This window comes from Microcystis aeruginosa FD4, assembly GCF_009792235.1.
Classification (GTDB): domain Bacteria; phylum Cyanobacteriota; class Cyanobacteriia; order Cyanobacteriales; family Microcystaceae; genus Microcystis; species Microcystis viridis.
Map to the genome: position 1 here is coordinate 1231550 of NZ_CP046973.1, position 14426 is coordinate 1245975.

The following is a 14426-nucleotide window of genomic DNA, read 5'->3' on the forward strand; positions in this document are numbered from 1 at the left end:
CCACTGAGAAGTACCCTTATCTCCTCAACCACTGGCGTGGACTACTCACCGCTACGAGAACTCCTGCAACAAAAGAAATGGCAAGAAGCCGATCGCAAAAAAGGTGAGCTAATGCTGGCAGCGGCGAAACGAGAAAAAGAAGGCTGGATAGACGGCGAATCCGCCGAGAAATTTTCCTGTGAGGATTTGCGGATGATCGATCGAGAGTGGTTAGCGGCTTCCGGTGGCCAGTTTGGCTTTTCCGTACAACTGGCGATCTACAAGCAGACAGGCAACCCGATCGGCGACTATAATGAGGAAGCTTTCCGTCGCTTTAGAGATGCGGTGGGCTGGCGAGCAAACGGAAACTGGAAAAATTATGATAATTTAACTTGGGGTACAAATGCACCATCCACAGCACTCGCCGGACACCTCCCGGTGCTGCCTTGGGTAGGTTCAGGGGGCGGGTGGGGGCGTTCTCTCTTCTCTCTCGCTGCGGCTTGCGAATTGTAGCATATAAAGCGTTTCGCAGTTTTTTCAAACTCCGATCCTACATCGTTTCCACACGAGGTTATCAGGGGTTCAGCGATTCGATACCTGTCACCGTCACCCCAGGAGGGTAAATGCCATTTTCCCCTACATAATCTATGGTTTATAATTACGATAGATATTAACCAGCGCAAGTTAGGAGTAAATACTTGTCAAAAAAGAAATTTCGTAAATCTGTTGAAAGCATTCGTTATCAAATTCTGAACCATCATCAAAAAATTGCCAATGAGAAACAAAAAGAATCCCCCGATAAAAACTTAATTAATTACTGGGAAAGAGAAATTAAAGGTTTAGAAAAAAGTTTATCTAGAGCAGAAAAGCGATTAAACAGAGGAAAATAAGCAATGATTTCAAACACTGAAAAACCCTTGAAAGTCAACTCTACCTTGGCCACTCTATTATCTGAATTAGGTGAAGAATGCGAGGCGGTTTTATTCTTACTAAGTCAGCTTAAATTACCAAGCCTAACTGATGACCAAAAAGGGGATATTTTGGCAGAATTAATAGGCTCAATTACTCACTTGCACGTTCATACCGAAAATTTATCTGATTTAATTGGGGATGAAATTTTAGCTTTGCCAGATGATCAATAATGTTATGATGATTCTTTGTTCTCTGGTTCAGTAGTAGTAGTAGGTTGGGTTGAGGCACGAAACCCAACACAAAGCCTATAATTGTTGGGTTTCACTCTGTTCAACCCAACCTACACAATTTATCAAGTCAAACAAATTCGTAATCTAATTTTAAAATATAAATTAGGAGGGAAAGATGAAAATTCGCTATGAATTAATTATTTATTGGAGTGAGGAAGATCGAGCTTTTATTGTTGAAGTTCCAGAATTAGCAGGATGTATGGCAGATGGAGAAACCTATCAAGAAGCTGTACAAAATGCTGAACTTGTTATTCAAGAATGGATTGAAACTGCCAAACAACTAGAACGAATCATTCCTGAACCAAAAGGACGACTATTATTTACCTAATGATGAAGTTTCTCTCGCTGCGACTTGTGAATTGTAGCATATAAGGTGTGTCGGAGTTTTTTCAAACCGCGACATTTGAGGTTTTCTTACGAAATTATTAGGGTTTTTGCGATTGTGATAATATTAATGTTATAATGATGCAGAAAAGCAAATATTGTATATACAAAAAATGAAATACCAAATTGCTATTTATCGGTCTGAAGAAGGGATAAGCGTTTGCGTACCTGCTTTACCTGGTTGTTGGTCTGAGGGTGATACAGAAGAAGAAGCATTCCTTAATATTCAAGATGCTATTGAGGATTATTTAGCAGCATTAAAAGATAGATTGCATGGTGTCGAAATACGAGAAATTGAAGTAACTGCTAATAAGTTTTGATATGCCTAAACTTGCTGGTATTAATCATCTTAAAGCAGTACGCGCTTTAGAAAAAGCGGGATTTAACATAATACGTCAGAGTAAACATATCGTGATGAGTGATGGAATACGTCAAGTAACCATTCCTCGAAATAACCCCATCAAAGCTTTTACAATGGGTGGGATAATTCAAGATGCTGGTTTAACTATTGAAGAGTTCCGTAAATTACTCTAAATATACCTTAAATCAATGAATACCCCGATGAAGAAAGATTTATTATAAAAACTTCCGCCATCCCCTCACAAGACATTGAGAGAATTATCCAGAGAAAAGCACAATTTAAACAAAATCCAGAACTTCATACTTATCAAGGAGAAATAAACAATGCCTAAAACCACAGATGCCATAAAAATCATTCATCAAATGATCGCAGACGATCCCACAATACAAGAACAAATCGCCCTAGAATCCATCAACGCAGAAATCGCACAACTGATTTATGACTCTCGTACAAAAGCTGGATTAACCCAACAACAACTAGCCGACCTAATCCATGTTGAACAATCCGTTATTGAAGATATAGAAGACGCTGACTATCAAGACAATCCCCTAATAATGCTGCAAAAAATTGCCACCGCACTCAATCAAAAAGTCAAAATGAGCCTTGTTAGCTAATCTGTTGAAAGCATTCGTTATCAAATTCTGAACCATCATCAAAAAATTGCCAATGAGGAACAAAAAAAATCCCCCGATGAAAACTTAATTAATTACTGGAAAAGAGAAATTAAAGGTTTAGAAAAAAGTTTATCTAGAGCAGAAAAGCGATTAAACAGAGGAAAATAAGCGATGATTTCAAACATTGAAAAACCCTTAAAAGTCAACCCCACCTTAGCCACCTTATTATCTGAATTAGGTGAAGAATGCGAGACGGTTTTATTTTTACGTCGCTCTTTAAGAGGCATATCAAGGGAAAATTCAGGGTTGCTCATGAGGATTTACTGTTGGGTGGACTGGCCTATACTAATAAAGACGTAATTAATTTCGGCAAAGACAAATGGTTAAATCACTTTACGAAGAGGATATTTTGCTTTGGGTGGAGCAAACGGTTAAACAACTGAAAGCAAGAGATTTTGCCAGTTTGGATTGGGAGCATTTGATTGAGGAGGTAGAGGCGTTAGGCATTTCGCAAAAACGGGAGTTATTAAGTCGCTTAATTGTCCTCATGGAGCATTTGCTGAAGCGTCTATACGTTGATTTGGCTTACGATCACAATGGTTGGGAGAGAACGAGCCGCACTCAACGAACGGAGCTTGATATTTTGCTGAGTCAGGTTCCCAGTTTAAAGTCTTTGTGGGTTGACATCCTCGCCGCCGTAAAACGGACGGCGATTCCCAAACCTCACGATTTGGGTTTCTGCTTCTGTCCCGAAGGATTTTTCGCACCTGCCGCCCCAGTTTTACTCTGTTCTGGTCTTATGGTCGCTCTACAGACTGACACCGCAAGTCCTGCGGCCAAAATATTTTTACTGGCGTTAATATCTCGGTCATGGTGAGTCCCGCAGTCTGGACAGTCCCACTCTCGAACATTTAACGGCATCTTCTCAGCAATATACCCACAATTACTACACCGCTTAGAACTGGGAAACCATCTATCTACTTCGAGGTAATTTTTCCCGTACCAACGGCATTTATAGGCTAATTGTCGAGTTATTTCTCCCCAACTAACGTCAGATATTGCCTGAGATAATTTCGGGTTTTTGACCAGATTCTTGACGGCTAAATTCTCAACCACAATCGTTTGGTTTTCACGAACTAATTGAGTGGTTAGCTTGTGTAAATGGTCTTTTCTACTATCGGTGATTTTGGCGTGAATCCTGGCTACTTTGATTCTCGCTTTTTCTCGATTTTTTGAACCTTTCTGTTTTCGAGAAAGGCTTTTCGATGCTCTTCGCAGTCTCTGATAATGCTTGGTAAAATGCTTAGGATTAGATACTTTATCACCATTGCTGGTAATCACAAGGCTACTAATTCCTAAGTCAATTCCGATGGCTTTATCTGTTACTGGTAAAGGCTTAATCGTTGGGTCATCAAATCTTATTGAGATATGCCAGCGTCCTGAGGGATGTAATCTGACTGTTACTGTGCTTGGTTCACAAGCTTCTGGTATTTGTCTTGACCATCGAATAGGTAAAGGTTCTGTGCATTTAGCTAAATAGATTTGTCTGTCTTTAAATTTAAAAGCTGACTTAGTAAATTCGGCACTTCCTCCTTGATGTTTTTTCTTAAAGTTAGGATACTTAGTACGACCAGCAAAGAAATTAGTGAAAGCTGTTTGTAGGTGTCTTAACCCTTGTTGTAAAGGTACACAGCTAACTTCGTTTAAAAAGTCTAATTCTTCTTGCTTTTTCCAATCGGTTAGCATTGAAGAAGTTTGAGCGTAGCCTACTCTTTCTTGCTTTTCGTACCAAGCTTGTGTTCTGAGATGGAGAGCTTTATTGTAAACTAATCTTACACAGCCCAATGTGCGCCGCAATAGCGACTCTTGTTCTGGTGTGGGGTAAAATCGAAACGAGTAGGCTTTTTCCATGTCTCACATTTTAGCATATATTTCGTAAATGTGTTAATATTTAACAGTAAAGCCGTCGTAGAACGACGGGGTTTCAGACCCAAAATTTTCGATGAGAATTTCCCGGAAGCTTGGCGGCGTGCTTTGGCTAATGTCAGGGGTGAGTATAAGGCGGTGTCTTTTCCGGAGGAATGGCCCTATGGGAGGGATTGGCAGACGATTTTAAAGACTGATTTTTGGGAGTGAGGTGGGAAGGCTGGGGGAAAATTAGTTAACTCGTCACTGTAACATATAATTAATTTGCCAGAGTTCTATTGTGTAGATCATAAAAATTCTGCGCTATCCATAGCGTGGTAGGGAATGGGATTAAAAGACAAAACAGGATAGACTTTTCTCTAGTCCGAGCGATTTTGGGGACCATGAAGGATTTATTGGCGATTTTTAGCAAGGAATTAAGCTCTTGGTTTCGGCGCTGTTGGTTAGCGGTACTATTAACCGGCAGGGTTTTTTACTTCCTATTCACGCGCAAACCCGATTGGCGCGTCACCCAAGAACAAATGGTGGCAGCTGGGCCTGCCTCGCTGATGATCGCCATGATCACGGCCGCGGTGATCGGGATGATCTTTACTATCCAAGTGGCCCGGGAGTTCCAAGCTTTGGGTGCTGGCAGTATGGTGGGGGGAATTTTGGCCCTTGCTCTCGGTCGGGAACTCTGTCCGATTATGATGGCGATCGTGGTAGCCGGTCGAGTAGGATCGGCTTTTGCGGCGGAAATCGGCACCATGAAGGTGACAGAGCAGATCGACGCACTCTATATGCTCAAAACCGATCCCGTGGAATATCTGGTGCTGCCTCGTTTAATTGCCTGTTGTCTGATGGTTCCCGCTTTGAGTATTATGGCGTTGCTGATCGGTTTAGGTAGCGGTTTGCTGGTCGGTCAAAGTTTATACGGGATTGCTAATTCAGTTTTTCTCGACTCGGTTCGCGGTTTCCTGCGCGTGGGAGACGTGCTGAGTGGACCAGTTAAAGGATTGGTTTTTGGGGCTTTAATTGCGATTATCGGCTGTAATTGGGGTTTAACGACCGATGGCGGTGCTAAAGGAGTCGGCCAAGCTACGACCGCAGCCGTAGTCACTATGCTCTTAGCGATTTTTGTATCTAATCTGCTGATGACTTGGATCTTGTTCCAAGGATCTGGTAATAGTTCGGTTTTATTTGGACAGTAATTTCAGTTAAAAACGCTCATTTTCTAGCCATTTTTCTAAATCCTCTACTGACTGGAAATCTAATAAAGCTTCTCCTAAGTTTTCTAAATTTTCTAGAGAAAGACTTTGGATATTGGCGGATAATTCGGCAGAAATCTCACCTATACGCCGATTTAATTGACGTAGTTGAGATTAAATTATCTCTAATATCCACCGGGGAAATATTTAGCAAGACAATCGGAACAAATTACTGCTTTGCTAAAATTATCTCCATCGTCTTGTACGTTAGCTGATGCTTGACCACAGTAGGAACAAATTTGAAATATCGTTGCTATAGTTCTCTGTTCTTCCACATCATCAAAATCAGAAAAACACTCATTACTGAGAATTTCGCCGATATTTACATCGCAACGGAATGATTCTTTAATTATGTCCAAAACTATCGACTGTTGTTCTTCAAAACCTAGGGACTGAAACGCCTTATTTTTCAAATACAATCGACCTAACATTGCATTGACGGCATAACTAGCTTGATGATCTGACATAATGATAATAGAGGGAATTAAGAGAAGAAAAATAACCGCAGTAAATTAGTTAAAAACGCTCATTTTCTAGCCATTGTTCTAAATCCTCTACTGACTGAAAATCTAATAAAGCTTCTCCCAAGTTTTCTAAATTTTCTAGAGAAAGACTTTGGATATTGGCGGATAATTCGGCAGCAATGCCCCCTATACGCCGATTTAATAGACGTAGAAGCAAATTGATGGCTTCTTCCTGTCTTCCTTCCCCTTTGATTTCCTGATAGATGACAGATTCTTTCATAATATCCTTCCTCAACAATTGTTGAATGATGTCTTTGTTTAATACTAATCCGGCGAGAATTGCGGTGGAGGCAGCTAGATTGCTTTGTTCTCGACTGTCGCTGATTTGTTCGATTTTTTGGGCGATTTGCCGCAGTAAATTCTCTTGCTCCTCAGCTTGAGCTAGTGTAGCAAAGGGCAATAGTCCAGGTGCTTGCAATAAGGGACTTGCGTGGGAATAATATCCCAGCTTTGAAAATCACTCTGTAGAAGAATCAGACCAGCCAGATGGCATATTATCAAAGCGCAAGTCCCTTATTGGAAGGGGTTCTCGAAGGCTCTCCCCCTACTTACGGTGATCAGCAAACCCCCTCCGCGCGGAGGGCGCAAGCTTTGCGCCCCTACAGTAACGGATTTTGTCCACAATGTAGGGGCGAACTGCGTTCGCCCAAAAGGTACATTATCAAAGCGCAAGCCCCTAAGGGTTGATAGGGTTGTTCCCATAGTCTAATCACCTCAAATTGATGATAAGTTTTTCCCTGTTGATAGTCATTCTGTCTGACTAGGGGTAAGGTACTTCTCCTTAGATAAATCACTACCTGATAGATAGGTTTGCCTTGATAGCGTCGATAGAGTCTTGTGGCATAATCGAGCATTCTATAGGGAATATCCTCTTTAGGGTCGGTTTGGAACTCAATATGTAAGATTAGTTCTTCTGACTCCAAAAAGATTAAACTATCGGCTCTTATCGGCTCTAATGACAACTCTGAGGGTTTAATTTCGGTTAAATCTAAAGGTTTACCTAATAACCAAGTAGCTAAATCTCTCGAATATTCCAGGGCGATAAATTTACAAGTGGAATCATACATCAGTCTTGATTATATTTTACTCAAAAATAGAGATAAATAGACTAAAGCCCGGTAAGACATCCTCTCCGCTTAAATTGACCGGTAGTTCCATAATTTCTACGGGTTGCTGAGGACGATAAATTTCCACCTGTTGTTGTTGAGGATTAACTAGCCAACCTAATCGCAAACCACTGTCAAGATATTCCTGCATTTTAGCTTGAATTTCTGGGAGGGAATCGCTACGGGAGCGCAGTTCAATAACGAAATCGGGACAAATAGGCGGAAATTTCTCCTGTTCTTCTCGACTCAGAGCTTGCCAACCAGTTAAACTCACCCAAGCGGCATCGGGAGCGCGATCTCCGCCATTCGGTAAACGAAAAATCGTCGCCGAACTAAAGACTTTACCTAATCCAGTTTGATGATTCCACAACCAAAGTAAACTAATAAAATCGGCCTCTCGGTTGCCGCTAATTCCCCCAACAGGTGGCATCACGATTAATTCTCCTTGAACGTTTCTTTCCAGTTGCCAATCTGGGTTAACTTGACAGAGACGGTAAAACTGCTCATCGCTGAGATTGACTGTATCTAAGTTTAAAATCACTGCTGCCATGGCTATATTTCGCCCTAGAAAACACTCTAGTCTTAATTATAGTCAATTAGATTCCTCGCCACATTGCGATCGCACCATCTTGATCTCCAGTGACTAACCAACGACCATCTTGACTGGCAACCATCCTTAAGACGACGTTTCCCTTCAGGGTATTCAAGTGCCGACGGGTATTAACATCCCAAAACTTGACAGTTCCATCCCCGGAAGTGCTGGCCAAAACTTTACCCCCATCCAGCAGGGCCAGATCGGTAACAGCGTCGTTATGGGCGAGAATAGTAGTGGTGCCGATGCCGCTTTTCACTTGCCAACCGCGGATCGAACCGTCTTGACTCGCAGTACCGGCGGTATTACCATCCTTGGAAAAAAGCACCCGATAAACGGGGAATAAATTACCCGCATAGGCACGAATAAAGCGACCGGTACTCACTTTCCACAGTTTAACGAAGCCATCGTAATCGGCGCTAACAATTCCTTTACCATCGGGACTAAATGCGATCGCTTGAATGGGATGATTATGACCGCGCAGGGTTTTTAAGAGTTTCCCCGTTTGAAAATCCCAGAGTTTAACTGTACGATCCCAGCTACCCGTGGCCAAAGTTTTACCATCGGGAGAAATAGCGGCATCAGTAACGAGAAAAGCATGGCCGGGATAGGTCATTTCTAATTTTCCCGTGCGCGTATTCCAGCGTTGCACTTTTCCCCCCGCATCGGCAGTTACGAAACTCTCACCATCGGGACTAAATTGGATAGCATTGACAGTATCACCTAGTGGCCAAGTCCTGAGAGGTTTTTGGGTTTTTAGGTCCCATTCCCTGACAGTACCGTCAAAACTACCACTAAGTAGTAAAGAGTTATCGGGACTAATAGCTAAAGCATAGATGGGATCCTGATTGGCTTTTAAAATAGTAACCCGTTCGACGGTCTGCCAGGGAACGATTTCTGCTAGGGGAGGCGCTTGCGGAGTGGTGATTTTCTCTTTTTCCTGATTGACTGCACAACCACCGCATAGCAACAGCAGCAATAATAACGATAACGTCGGTTGATAAAGGGTTATTTTCATAGAATTTTGCCGTTGTCAAAATCAACTTAAACTACTTTAAACTTGAAGGGGTAAAATTTGCATAGAATAACGACAACGAGGAACAAGATAAATGACAAATTCTTGATTGGTTGTCTTGGCTTGTTCCAGAACATTCTGTAAATTTTCACCGTGAGCAATCACCCCTTTTTCATTATAAGCAATGTATTGATTTTTATATAAATCAAGCACGGTGTCACGATTTTTGTTTAACCAACGTAACATTTCTTGTGCTTGTTTTTTAGAGATTGAGTCTGTCATAATCTTTCTAAGGAGAGACGTTTTTGATTAAAAAGAAAGCATCGCTAATCAGTTTATTTTTGTCAATTATATCCTCAATTTGCTCCGATTGATAACGACCCGCTTCGACTTCTAAAGAAGCGGCATCCAAAGCATTAAGATAAGCATCGTTTAAAGTGTCTGTTAATTCCTCATCACTTAAATAATATCCTGCTGCCTTTCGGCGTTTATTTTGGCGTTGAATTTCTCTAACACTATTGCGAATGGAGACATCCCAAGAACGAGTGGTTCGGTTTTCTGCCTGTTGTTTAATTAAATGAAGTAATAAGATAACAGCATAACTACGAATAGTGCTAATAATCCCATTTTTGCTCATATCTTCAAGTTCTTCTACAATCGCCAGTGAACCTTTAATATCACCTTTTAAGAGCAAAGCTTTTAATTCTAAAAGTTCTTCCATAATCCAATTGATTCCCCGAAATATACCTTAATTATATCTTGCCACAAGTCTCTCTATCCCAAAGCTCATTTAAGGACATCTTGAGGAAAAAATTAATCATTTTTTCATTTATTTTAAGCTTTTATGTGCTGTGGCCGTTCTTGTGAAAATGGAGTTTTTAGTCATAACTCGAAGATTAGCAAAATTAAGCGATTTTCGGGGATTGTAGCGGCGAATTGCATTCTATCTCTGATGTATAAATGCGATCCCCTTCTTTTAACTTTAAGTTAAAATAGATTGAGTTCGTTGTGATCGATCGATGGGAAAAAAAGAAAAACTGCTAGAAAAGGCCAAAAACTCGCCTCAAGGATTACGTTTTAGCGAATTTGAGAGTTTGCTTAATCTTTGTGGTTGGACTTTTGACCATCAAACAGGAAGTCATCACATTTGGTATTCATCCAAGAGAGTCCGTATATCTATTCAACAGACAAAAAACGGTGAAGCGAAAGCTTATCAAGTTAAACAATTTTTAAAAATACAGGAGGAAGAAAATGAATCCAACAACCGAGGATTTTAACGGTTTTAGCATTAATATCTTCCAAGATGAGGAGGGAGATTGGATAGCATACTTAGTAGAAATTCCTAGCGTTTCCGCTTTTGCTGATAGTCCCCAAACAGCACTCAATCAATTAATTTTAGCTTGGGAAGGCGTTAAAGAAAGTTATCGTCAACATGGTGAAGAAATTCCTCATGGTTAAAACCCTACACCCCACACCCTACACCCCACACCCTACCCCCACGAAAAACTTTTTGCCGCAAACCCTACTCAGATTCAGGTTTCTTAGCGTCTTTTTCTGGGGTATTAGCGGCGGGATTTGGGGCTATTGTCGCAATTTGTGCGGCCATTCTTGTCATTGCTTGACCTTGGGCGAATTCCTGCTGTAGTTGTTCGCTAGAAGAAACCAAACGACTTAAACCCTGGATTAAGCGGATAATTTCCTGTCGCAGTTGCGGATTACCAGTAATTTCATCCACATCCGAGGTGATTTTCTGAAGATTGGCAAAAGCAGCGCGAGAGGAGTCGAGAAGTTGCTGTAGGGTGACAACAGTGGCAGGATCGGAGAGATAAGCGGTAAAATTACCCAAATTTTCGCTTAATTTAACAGCATTTGCCGAAATAGTGTTTAAATTCTCAATAATTTGGCTTTTCTGCACTTGCGTCAGAATCGGATCCAAAGCAGCGAGAGTAGTTTGTAGGCGATCGCTAGTAGTTTTGATACTATCGAGAGTAGCAATTAAACGATTTTGATTAGCTGCCAAAAAAACGCGCAGTTCTTCGGTGGTTTCTCCCACCAAAAGCAGCGTTTTTCGGGCCTCCACTAGAGTAGCGTCTAAATTTTTCAGACCGCCACTTCCCTGTAAACTTCTCAGTAAAGTAGTCGCTTCCTGACTCAATCCCCCGACACCGGAAAGATCACTAGAAAGGCGATCGAGGGAACCGGATACTTGGGGTAAGGATTCCAGGGATCTCATCCCCGAATTAACTTTACCTAGAGTACCGCTGCGACGAACCTCGCTTAAAGCGGTGGTTGCCTCACCACTAAAGCGATCGAGTCCCCCCAAAGCATTAGCAGCGCGTTGGGTAAAGGAACGAAATCCGGCCACCATATCGGGATCACTAACTAGATTAGAAATTCTCAGTAAAGATCTGATCAAGGTATTGACATTGAGCGCCGATTGCCCTTGTAAACGAGAACCATTACAGATAATCACTTCCCCATTGCAGTTAGGACTCAAAGGGGGTTCTTTGACACCACCGACGGGTAAAGCTTGCAGGGGAGTAATATCGATCGTGGTTTCACCGACTAAACCGGATTGAATGGCTTCGATGAGGGAATTACTGGGAATTAGGCGATCTGCTGGCGAAATCTCCACTTCTACGGCGACTCCCTCCGGTTCTGGGGTAATTGCCGTTACTTGTCCGATTCTCACTCCCCGATAACCGACGCGGGTTCCCACCATCATGCCACCCACATTAGGAAAAAGAAAGGTGGCTCGATAACTGCGTCCCCCGAAGCTAAAATTACTTAACCAAGCTATAAACCAGATTAATATTCCCCCCGATGTCAGTAACATTAAACCGATACCACTTTGCCGCAGAGTTGGGGAAATCCCTCGTTGTGAACCGCCAGCTTGCATAAATAATTACTCCTCATCGAAAATTTTGGGTGGGAAACCCCGCCGTTCTAGGTTGGCTTTACGTTAGAATTAAAAAGACCGTCTCGAAAACCAAGTGGGCGGACAGCACCTTGAAAACTCGGCTTAGGGGGTTCCGTTCAGAAAAGCTTGTCCTGGTAAAAAGTCGCGCGCAACAAGTACAAGAAGCGTTTAGTCAGAACCGTACCGTGGGACACAAGGAATCGGGCTTCTGAAAGGTCGCGAAAGTCTGTGGACTTTGTGTAAGACAGTACATGGTTTTTTAACCGTGGTATGCAACGGTGGTTGAAGCAGAAACTTAAATCGTGAGGTTTAGGAATCACCGTCCGTTTACGGCGGTGAGGATGTCAACTCTACACAGTATCACTTTACCAAATTGTCCGTTAAAAGCCGATACAAAAGTCTAGTCTCGTAAAACAGCAAGCGACACAGTCCATCCTTACCCAGTGCCTTAAAGCTAGGTAATTCTTTCTTTTTTTCGATTCTTTGACCATTTTCGTGGTCGTAATAGAGATGAATCCGGGGATTAAGCCAAGAATGCTTAAGCTTGCCAACAATCTCAGTTTTAGCTGGCTTATCTGGGCAAATAGTCACCAGCGCGTGAGCATACAAGTGAGAACGCATCAAGTCGGAACCCTTCCAAGACTTTTTCACCTTGTCTTGTTTTGCTGAGGTGTCCCCTGAAATTTGATAGGAATACCCTAACCCTAGATAAGCCTGAAACTTTCTCAAGCTAATATCGTGATCGCCTCGAAAGTAAGGTTTACCGTTGACCAGAAATCTTTCGATAGGATAGCAGTGCAAAAGCAGTAAACTTTGAGTAACCGTGCCGAAAAGAAATTGATTAAATACTTGACAATAAGGCTTAAACTGCTCTAATTCCAGAATTTCTCTTAAGTTTAGCTCTTTGACTGCGATTCTATCTTGATAGGTGATAACATCTTTAGCCAATAACTGACTATATTCACTAATTCCAGTCCCGGCCGTGGATTTAATGCGCGGGTTATTTCTTAGCCTAGCAATATAGCCTAAAGTTGGATTAAATCCCTTAACTCCGATATAATCAAAGTCTCTTTGAGCGATTTCAGGAAACTCACAACATAGCCGTTGTCTAAGCTGATTAATCAAAGAATTTTTGTTTTTAAGCAGTTGTTCTCTCTCATGGAAACGACGTCGCAACAAATCGATCGAGTCATAGTCATAGTTGTTTAAAATCGGAGGATTGCCTAGATCATCTAACCCTGACTTATCAAAATAGGTTAGGGCAATGGTTAAAGCGTCAAGATAATCGTCTTTATTTTTGGTCTTAAAATAATGCTGACGATTTATCTTAGTTTGCTGGTGAGATATCCAATAAATATCTAAACCTAACTTTTTAGCACAATTAACCCAGAAACTAGCGTACCAATACCCAGTAGGCTCTAAAACAATCCCATCAGCTTCTAAGGATTTAATAATCTCGATCGCTTCGGCATTGCATTCGAGCTTATAGGCTATCTCGTTAAGCTGAATATTTCCTTTAAGTCGAGCGTATCCTTTAACTGGTTCCTTAATGCTTTTCGAGTATTGCAGGGGGGAAATCGTCGGAAATTCACACAACAAAACCACGATAGCCCAATTACGGCTAACGTCTATACCTAATATTTTCATCGGTTATAATGGGAGTGAATTGAGTTTAAAAAGAATTAGCCTTACGATACTCCCGTAGGGCTTTTTTAGCCCTATCTCACTTTAAAAGGCACAATTCTTAAAAGTCCTTGAAGCCTTACGATTGCGGTGCAAGCTAAAGCTTGAAATCAATGAAAAAGGCACTCTTGGACTAGGATTAGGTTTGGACCCTAACCCCATTCCCCCCGCGATTGCGGGTAGGATGCGATTAGGTTAAAAGGGGATATCGTCATCATCTAGATTGACATCTTTTGGCTCCCAATCTTCCGGGGTGAATTCCTGTTGATTTTGACAATGCTCTCAGAACCAATTCACTGTTTTTGCGATGAGAATTTTTTTTAAAGCGTCATAGTCTTCTCCGTCGATCACAACGCAACAACCGTCTGACATTTTCAGAATTAATCTGTCTTTTTCTGAAATAATATAGGAAACATGATCTAAATTAATCCAGTAGTTTCCACCCACATAACTTCCGTAGTAAAAATTAGTCATTGCATACCTCAACTGTAGCAAATTCAAGGCAATCCTCTAGGCGAAATCTTTGCCTGGCATCTAACTGAGCCATGTAATTCTTAGCAGGTATTAAGTAGGCTAAGATTACGGCTTTATTTAACTCGCTTAAGCATCCAAATTGGATTAAATCAATCATGGCATCTAAACTATTTTCAAGTCCATAATCGGCTATTGTTTCCTTAAGTTGATCACTCATGATAAAATTGTTATCGCTACACCCGTCAGTAAAGAACGAACTCATCGATATTAACTAACTTGCCATTATCGACAAAATATGAGTTAACTTTAGGAGAGTAATAATCATCCTGATAACGAAAATGGCGTTGCTGATTTGAGATATGAATCTTCTTTTGTGGGATTTTTAAAACCTAGACTCAA

At 41.4% G+C, this 14426-nt stretch carries 21 protein-coding genes and 4 pseudogenes; 12 read left to right on the forward strand and 13 right to left on the reverse strand.

Going from position 1 to position 14426, the window contains the following annotated elements; translation table 11 throughout:
• The first annotated feature begins 36 nt into the window (after positions 1 to 36).
• The 7 genes from GQR42_RS06290 to GQR42_RS06325 all read left to right on the forward strand — a co-directional run bounded on the left by GQR42_RS06290 (position 37) and on the right by GQR42_RS06325 (position 2540).
• Positions 37 to 492, forward strand: coding sequence for a GUN4 domain-containing protein (locus tag GQR42_RS06290; protein ID WP_158199312.1), 456 nt, complete (start codon positions 37 to 39; stop codon positions 490 to 492).
• Positions 493 to 677: 185 nt separating this feature from the next.
• Entirely contained in the window at positions 678 to 869 is a 192-nt protein-coding gene (locus tag GQR42_RS06295; protein ID WP_149107175.1) for a hypothetical protein, read from the forward strand.
• A gap of 3 nt (positions 870 to 872) precedes the next feature.
• Positions 873 to 1121 carry a hypothetical protein gene (locus GQR42_RS06300; RefSeq protein WP_024969916.1) on the forward strand — a complete coding sequence of 83 codons (249 nt, stop codon included), beginning with the start codon at positions 873 to 875 and terminating at the stop codon, positions 1119 to 1121.
• 175 nt (positions 1122 to 1296) lie between these two features.
• Positions 1297 to 1509 (forward strand): type II toxin-antitoxin system HicB family antitoxin, encoded by a 213-nt coding sequence (locus tag GQR42_RS06305; protein WP_158199313.1) that lies wholly within the window; start codon positions 1297 to 1299, stop codon positions 1507 to 1509.
• A gap of 169 nt (positions 1510 to 1678) precedes the next feature.
• Complete coding sequence (locus GQR42_RS06310) at positions 1679 to 1885, forward strand: type II toxin-antitoxin system HicB family antitoxin (RefSeq protein WP_158199314.1); 207 nt, start codon at positions 1679 to 1681, stop codon at positions 1883 to 1885.
• 1 nt (position 1886) lies between these two features.
• Complete coding sequence (locus GQR42_RS06315; protein WP_158199315.1) at positions 1887 to 2099, forward strand: type II toxin-antitoxin system HicA family toxin; 213 nt, start codon at positions 1887 to 1889, stop codon at positions 2097 to 2099.
• Positions 2100 to 2249: 150 nt separating this feature from the next.
• Positions 2250 to 2540 carry a helix-turn-helix domain-containing protein gene (locus GQR42_RS06325; RefSeq protein WP_158199316.1) on the forward strand — a complete coding sequence of 97 codons (291 nt, stop codon included), beginning with the start codon at positions 2250 to 2252 and terminating at the stop codon, positions 2538 to 2540.
• Between the two features lie 92 nt (positions 2541 to 2632).
• On the opposite strand, the gene GQR42_RS27480 is transcribed toward GQR42_RS06325, so the two are convergent.
• Complete coding sequence (locus GQR42_RS27480) at positions 2633 to 2854, reverse strand: hypothetical protein (RefSeq protein WP_199273278.1); 222 nt, start codon at positions 2852 to 2854, stop codon at positions 2633 to 2635.
• Between the two features lie 65 nt (positions 2855 to 2919).
• On the opposite strand from GQR42_RS27480, the pseudogene GQR42_RS06335 reads away from it, so the two are divergent.
• A pseudogene (locus tag GQR42_RS06335) lies at positions 2920 to 3186 on the forward strand (DUF29 domain-containing protein); the annotation flags it as partial.
• A gap of 77 nt (positions 3187 to 3263) precedes the next feature.
• On the opposite strand, the gene GQR42_RS06340 reads toward GQR42_RS06335, so the two are convergent.
• Complete coding sequence (locus GQR42_RS06340) at positions 3264 to 4451, reverse strand: RNA-guided endonuclease InsQ/TnpB family protein (protein ID WP_158199318.1); 1188 nt, start codon at positions 4449 to 4451, stop codon at positions 3264 to 3266.
• A 30-nt stretch (positions 4452 to 4481) separates the two neighbouring features.
• Between GQR42_RS06340 and GQR42_RS06345 the strand changes: the two genes are divergently transcribed.
• Positions 4482 to 4676, forward strand: a complete 195-nt coding sequence (locus tag GQR42_RS06345) for a hypothetical protein (protein ID WP_158199319.1) — start codon at positions 4482 to 4484, stop codon at positions 4674 to 4676.
• 173 nt (positions 4677 to 4849) lie between these two features.
• Entirely contained in the window at positions 4850 to 5656 is an 807-nt protein-coding gene (locus GQR42_RS06350; RefSeq protein ID WP_158199320.1) for an MlaE family lipid ABC transporter permease subunit, read from the forward strand.
• A 6-nt stretch (positions 5657 to 5662) separates the two neighbouring features.
• Here GQR42_RS06350 and GQR42_RS06355 read toward each other — a convergent pair.
• The 8 genes and pseudogenes from GQR42_RS06355 to GQR42_RS06390 form a co-directional block, all read right to left on the reverse strand.
• Positions 5663 to 5821, reverse strand: a pseudogene (locus GQR42_RS06355) (DUF4351 domain-containing protein); the annotation flags it as partial.
• Between the two features lie 17 nt (positions 5822 to 5838).
• Positions 5839 to 6180: a hypothetical protein gene (locus tag GQR42_RS06360; RefSeq protein ID WP_158199321.1), complete on the reverse strand. Its 342-nt coding sequence runs from the start codon at positions 6178 to 6180 to the stop codon at positions 5839 to 5841.
• A 49-nt stretch (positions 6181 to 6229) separates the two neighbouring features.
• Positions 6230 to 6661 (reverse strand): annotated as a pseudogene (locus GQR42_RS06365) (DUF4351 domain-containing protein); the annotation flags it as partial.
• A 262-nt stretch (positions 6662 to 6923) separates the two neighbouring features.
• A pseudogene (locus tag GQR42_RS06370) lies at positions 6924 to 7304 on the reverse strand (Rpn family recombination-promoting nuclease/putative transposase); the annotation flags it as partial.
• A gap of 16 nt (positions 7305 to 7320) precedes the next feature.
• On the reverse strand, positions 7321 to 7893 hold the full coding sequence (locus GQR42_RS06375; RefSeq protein ID WP_158199322.1) for a Uma2 family endonuclease: 573 nt from the start codon (positions 7891 to 7893) through the stop codon (positions 7321 to 7323).
• A 46-nt stretch (positions 7894 to 7939) separates the two neighbouring features.
• On the reverse strand, positions 7940 to 8953 hold the full coding sequence (locus GQR42_RS06380) for a WD40 repeat domain-containing protein (RefSeq protein WP_158199323.1): 1014 nt from the start codon (positions 8951 to 8953) through the stop codon (positions 7940 to 7942).
• A 36-nt stretch (positions 8954 to 8989) separates the two neighbouring features.
• The gene (locus tag GQR42_RS06385) at positions 8990 to 9232 is read right to left on the reverse strand and encodes a DUF5678 domain-containing protein (protein WP_158199324.1); all 243 of its coding nucleotides are present in this window, start codon (positions 9230 to 9232) and stop codon (positions 8990 to 8992) included.
• Positions 9233 to 9239: 7 nt separating this feature from the next.
• Positions 9240 to 9671 (reverse strand): DUF29 family protein, encoded by a 432-nt coding sequence (locus tag GQR42_RS06390; RefSeq protein WP_158199325.1) that lies wholly within the window; start codon positions 9669 to 9671, stop codon positions 9240 to 9242.
• A 298-nt stretch (positions 9672 to 9969) separates the two neighbouring features.
• On the opposite strand from GQR42_RS06390, the gene GQR42_RS06395 reads away from it, so the two are divergent.
• Entirely contained in the window at positions 9970 to 10227 is a 258-nt protein-coding gene (locus GQR42_RS06395; protein ID WP_158199326.1) for a type II toxin-antitoxin system HicA family toxin, read from the forward strand.
• Positions 10202 to 10408: a type II toxin-antitoxin system HicB family antitoxin gene (locus tag GQR42_RS06400; RefSeq protein WP_158199327.1), complete on the forward strand. Its 207-nt coding sequence runs from the start codon at positions 10202 to 10204 to the stop codon at positions 10406 to 10408. Before GQR42_RS06395 ends, GQR42_RS06400 begins: the two co-directional genes overlap by 26 nt.
• Positions 10409 to 10472: 64 nt before the next feature.
• Here GQR42_RS06400 and GQR42_RS06405 read toward each other — a convergent pair whose 3' ends face one another.
• The 3 genes from GQR42_RS06405 to GQR42_RS06415 all read right to left on the reverse strand — a co-directional run bounded on the left by GQR42_RS06405 (position 10473) and on the right by GQR42_RS06415 (position 14244).
• Positions 10473 to 11849, reverse strand: a complete 1377-nt coding sequence (locus GQR42_RS06405; RefSeq protein ID WP_158199328.1) for an MlaD family protein — start codon at positions 11847 to 11849, stop codon at positions 10473 to 10475.
• Positions 11850 to 12230: 381 nt separating this feature from the next.
• A complete protein-coding gene (locus GQR42_RS28405; RefSeq protein WP_233271293.1) occupies positions 12231 to 13517 on the reverse strand; it encodes an IS110 family transposase in 1287 nt (428 codons plus the stop codon).
• A 502-nt stretch (positions 13518 to 14019) separates the two neighbouring features.
• A complete protein-coding gene (locus GQR42_RS06415) occupies positions 14020 to 14244 on the reverse strand; it encodes a hypothetical protein (RefSeq protein WP_158199329.1) in 225 nt (74 codons plus the stop codon).
• Positions 14245 to 14426 lie beyond the last annotated feature (182 nt).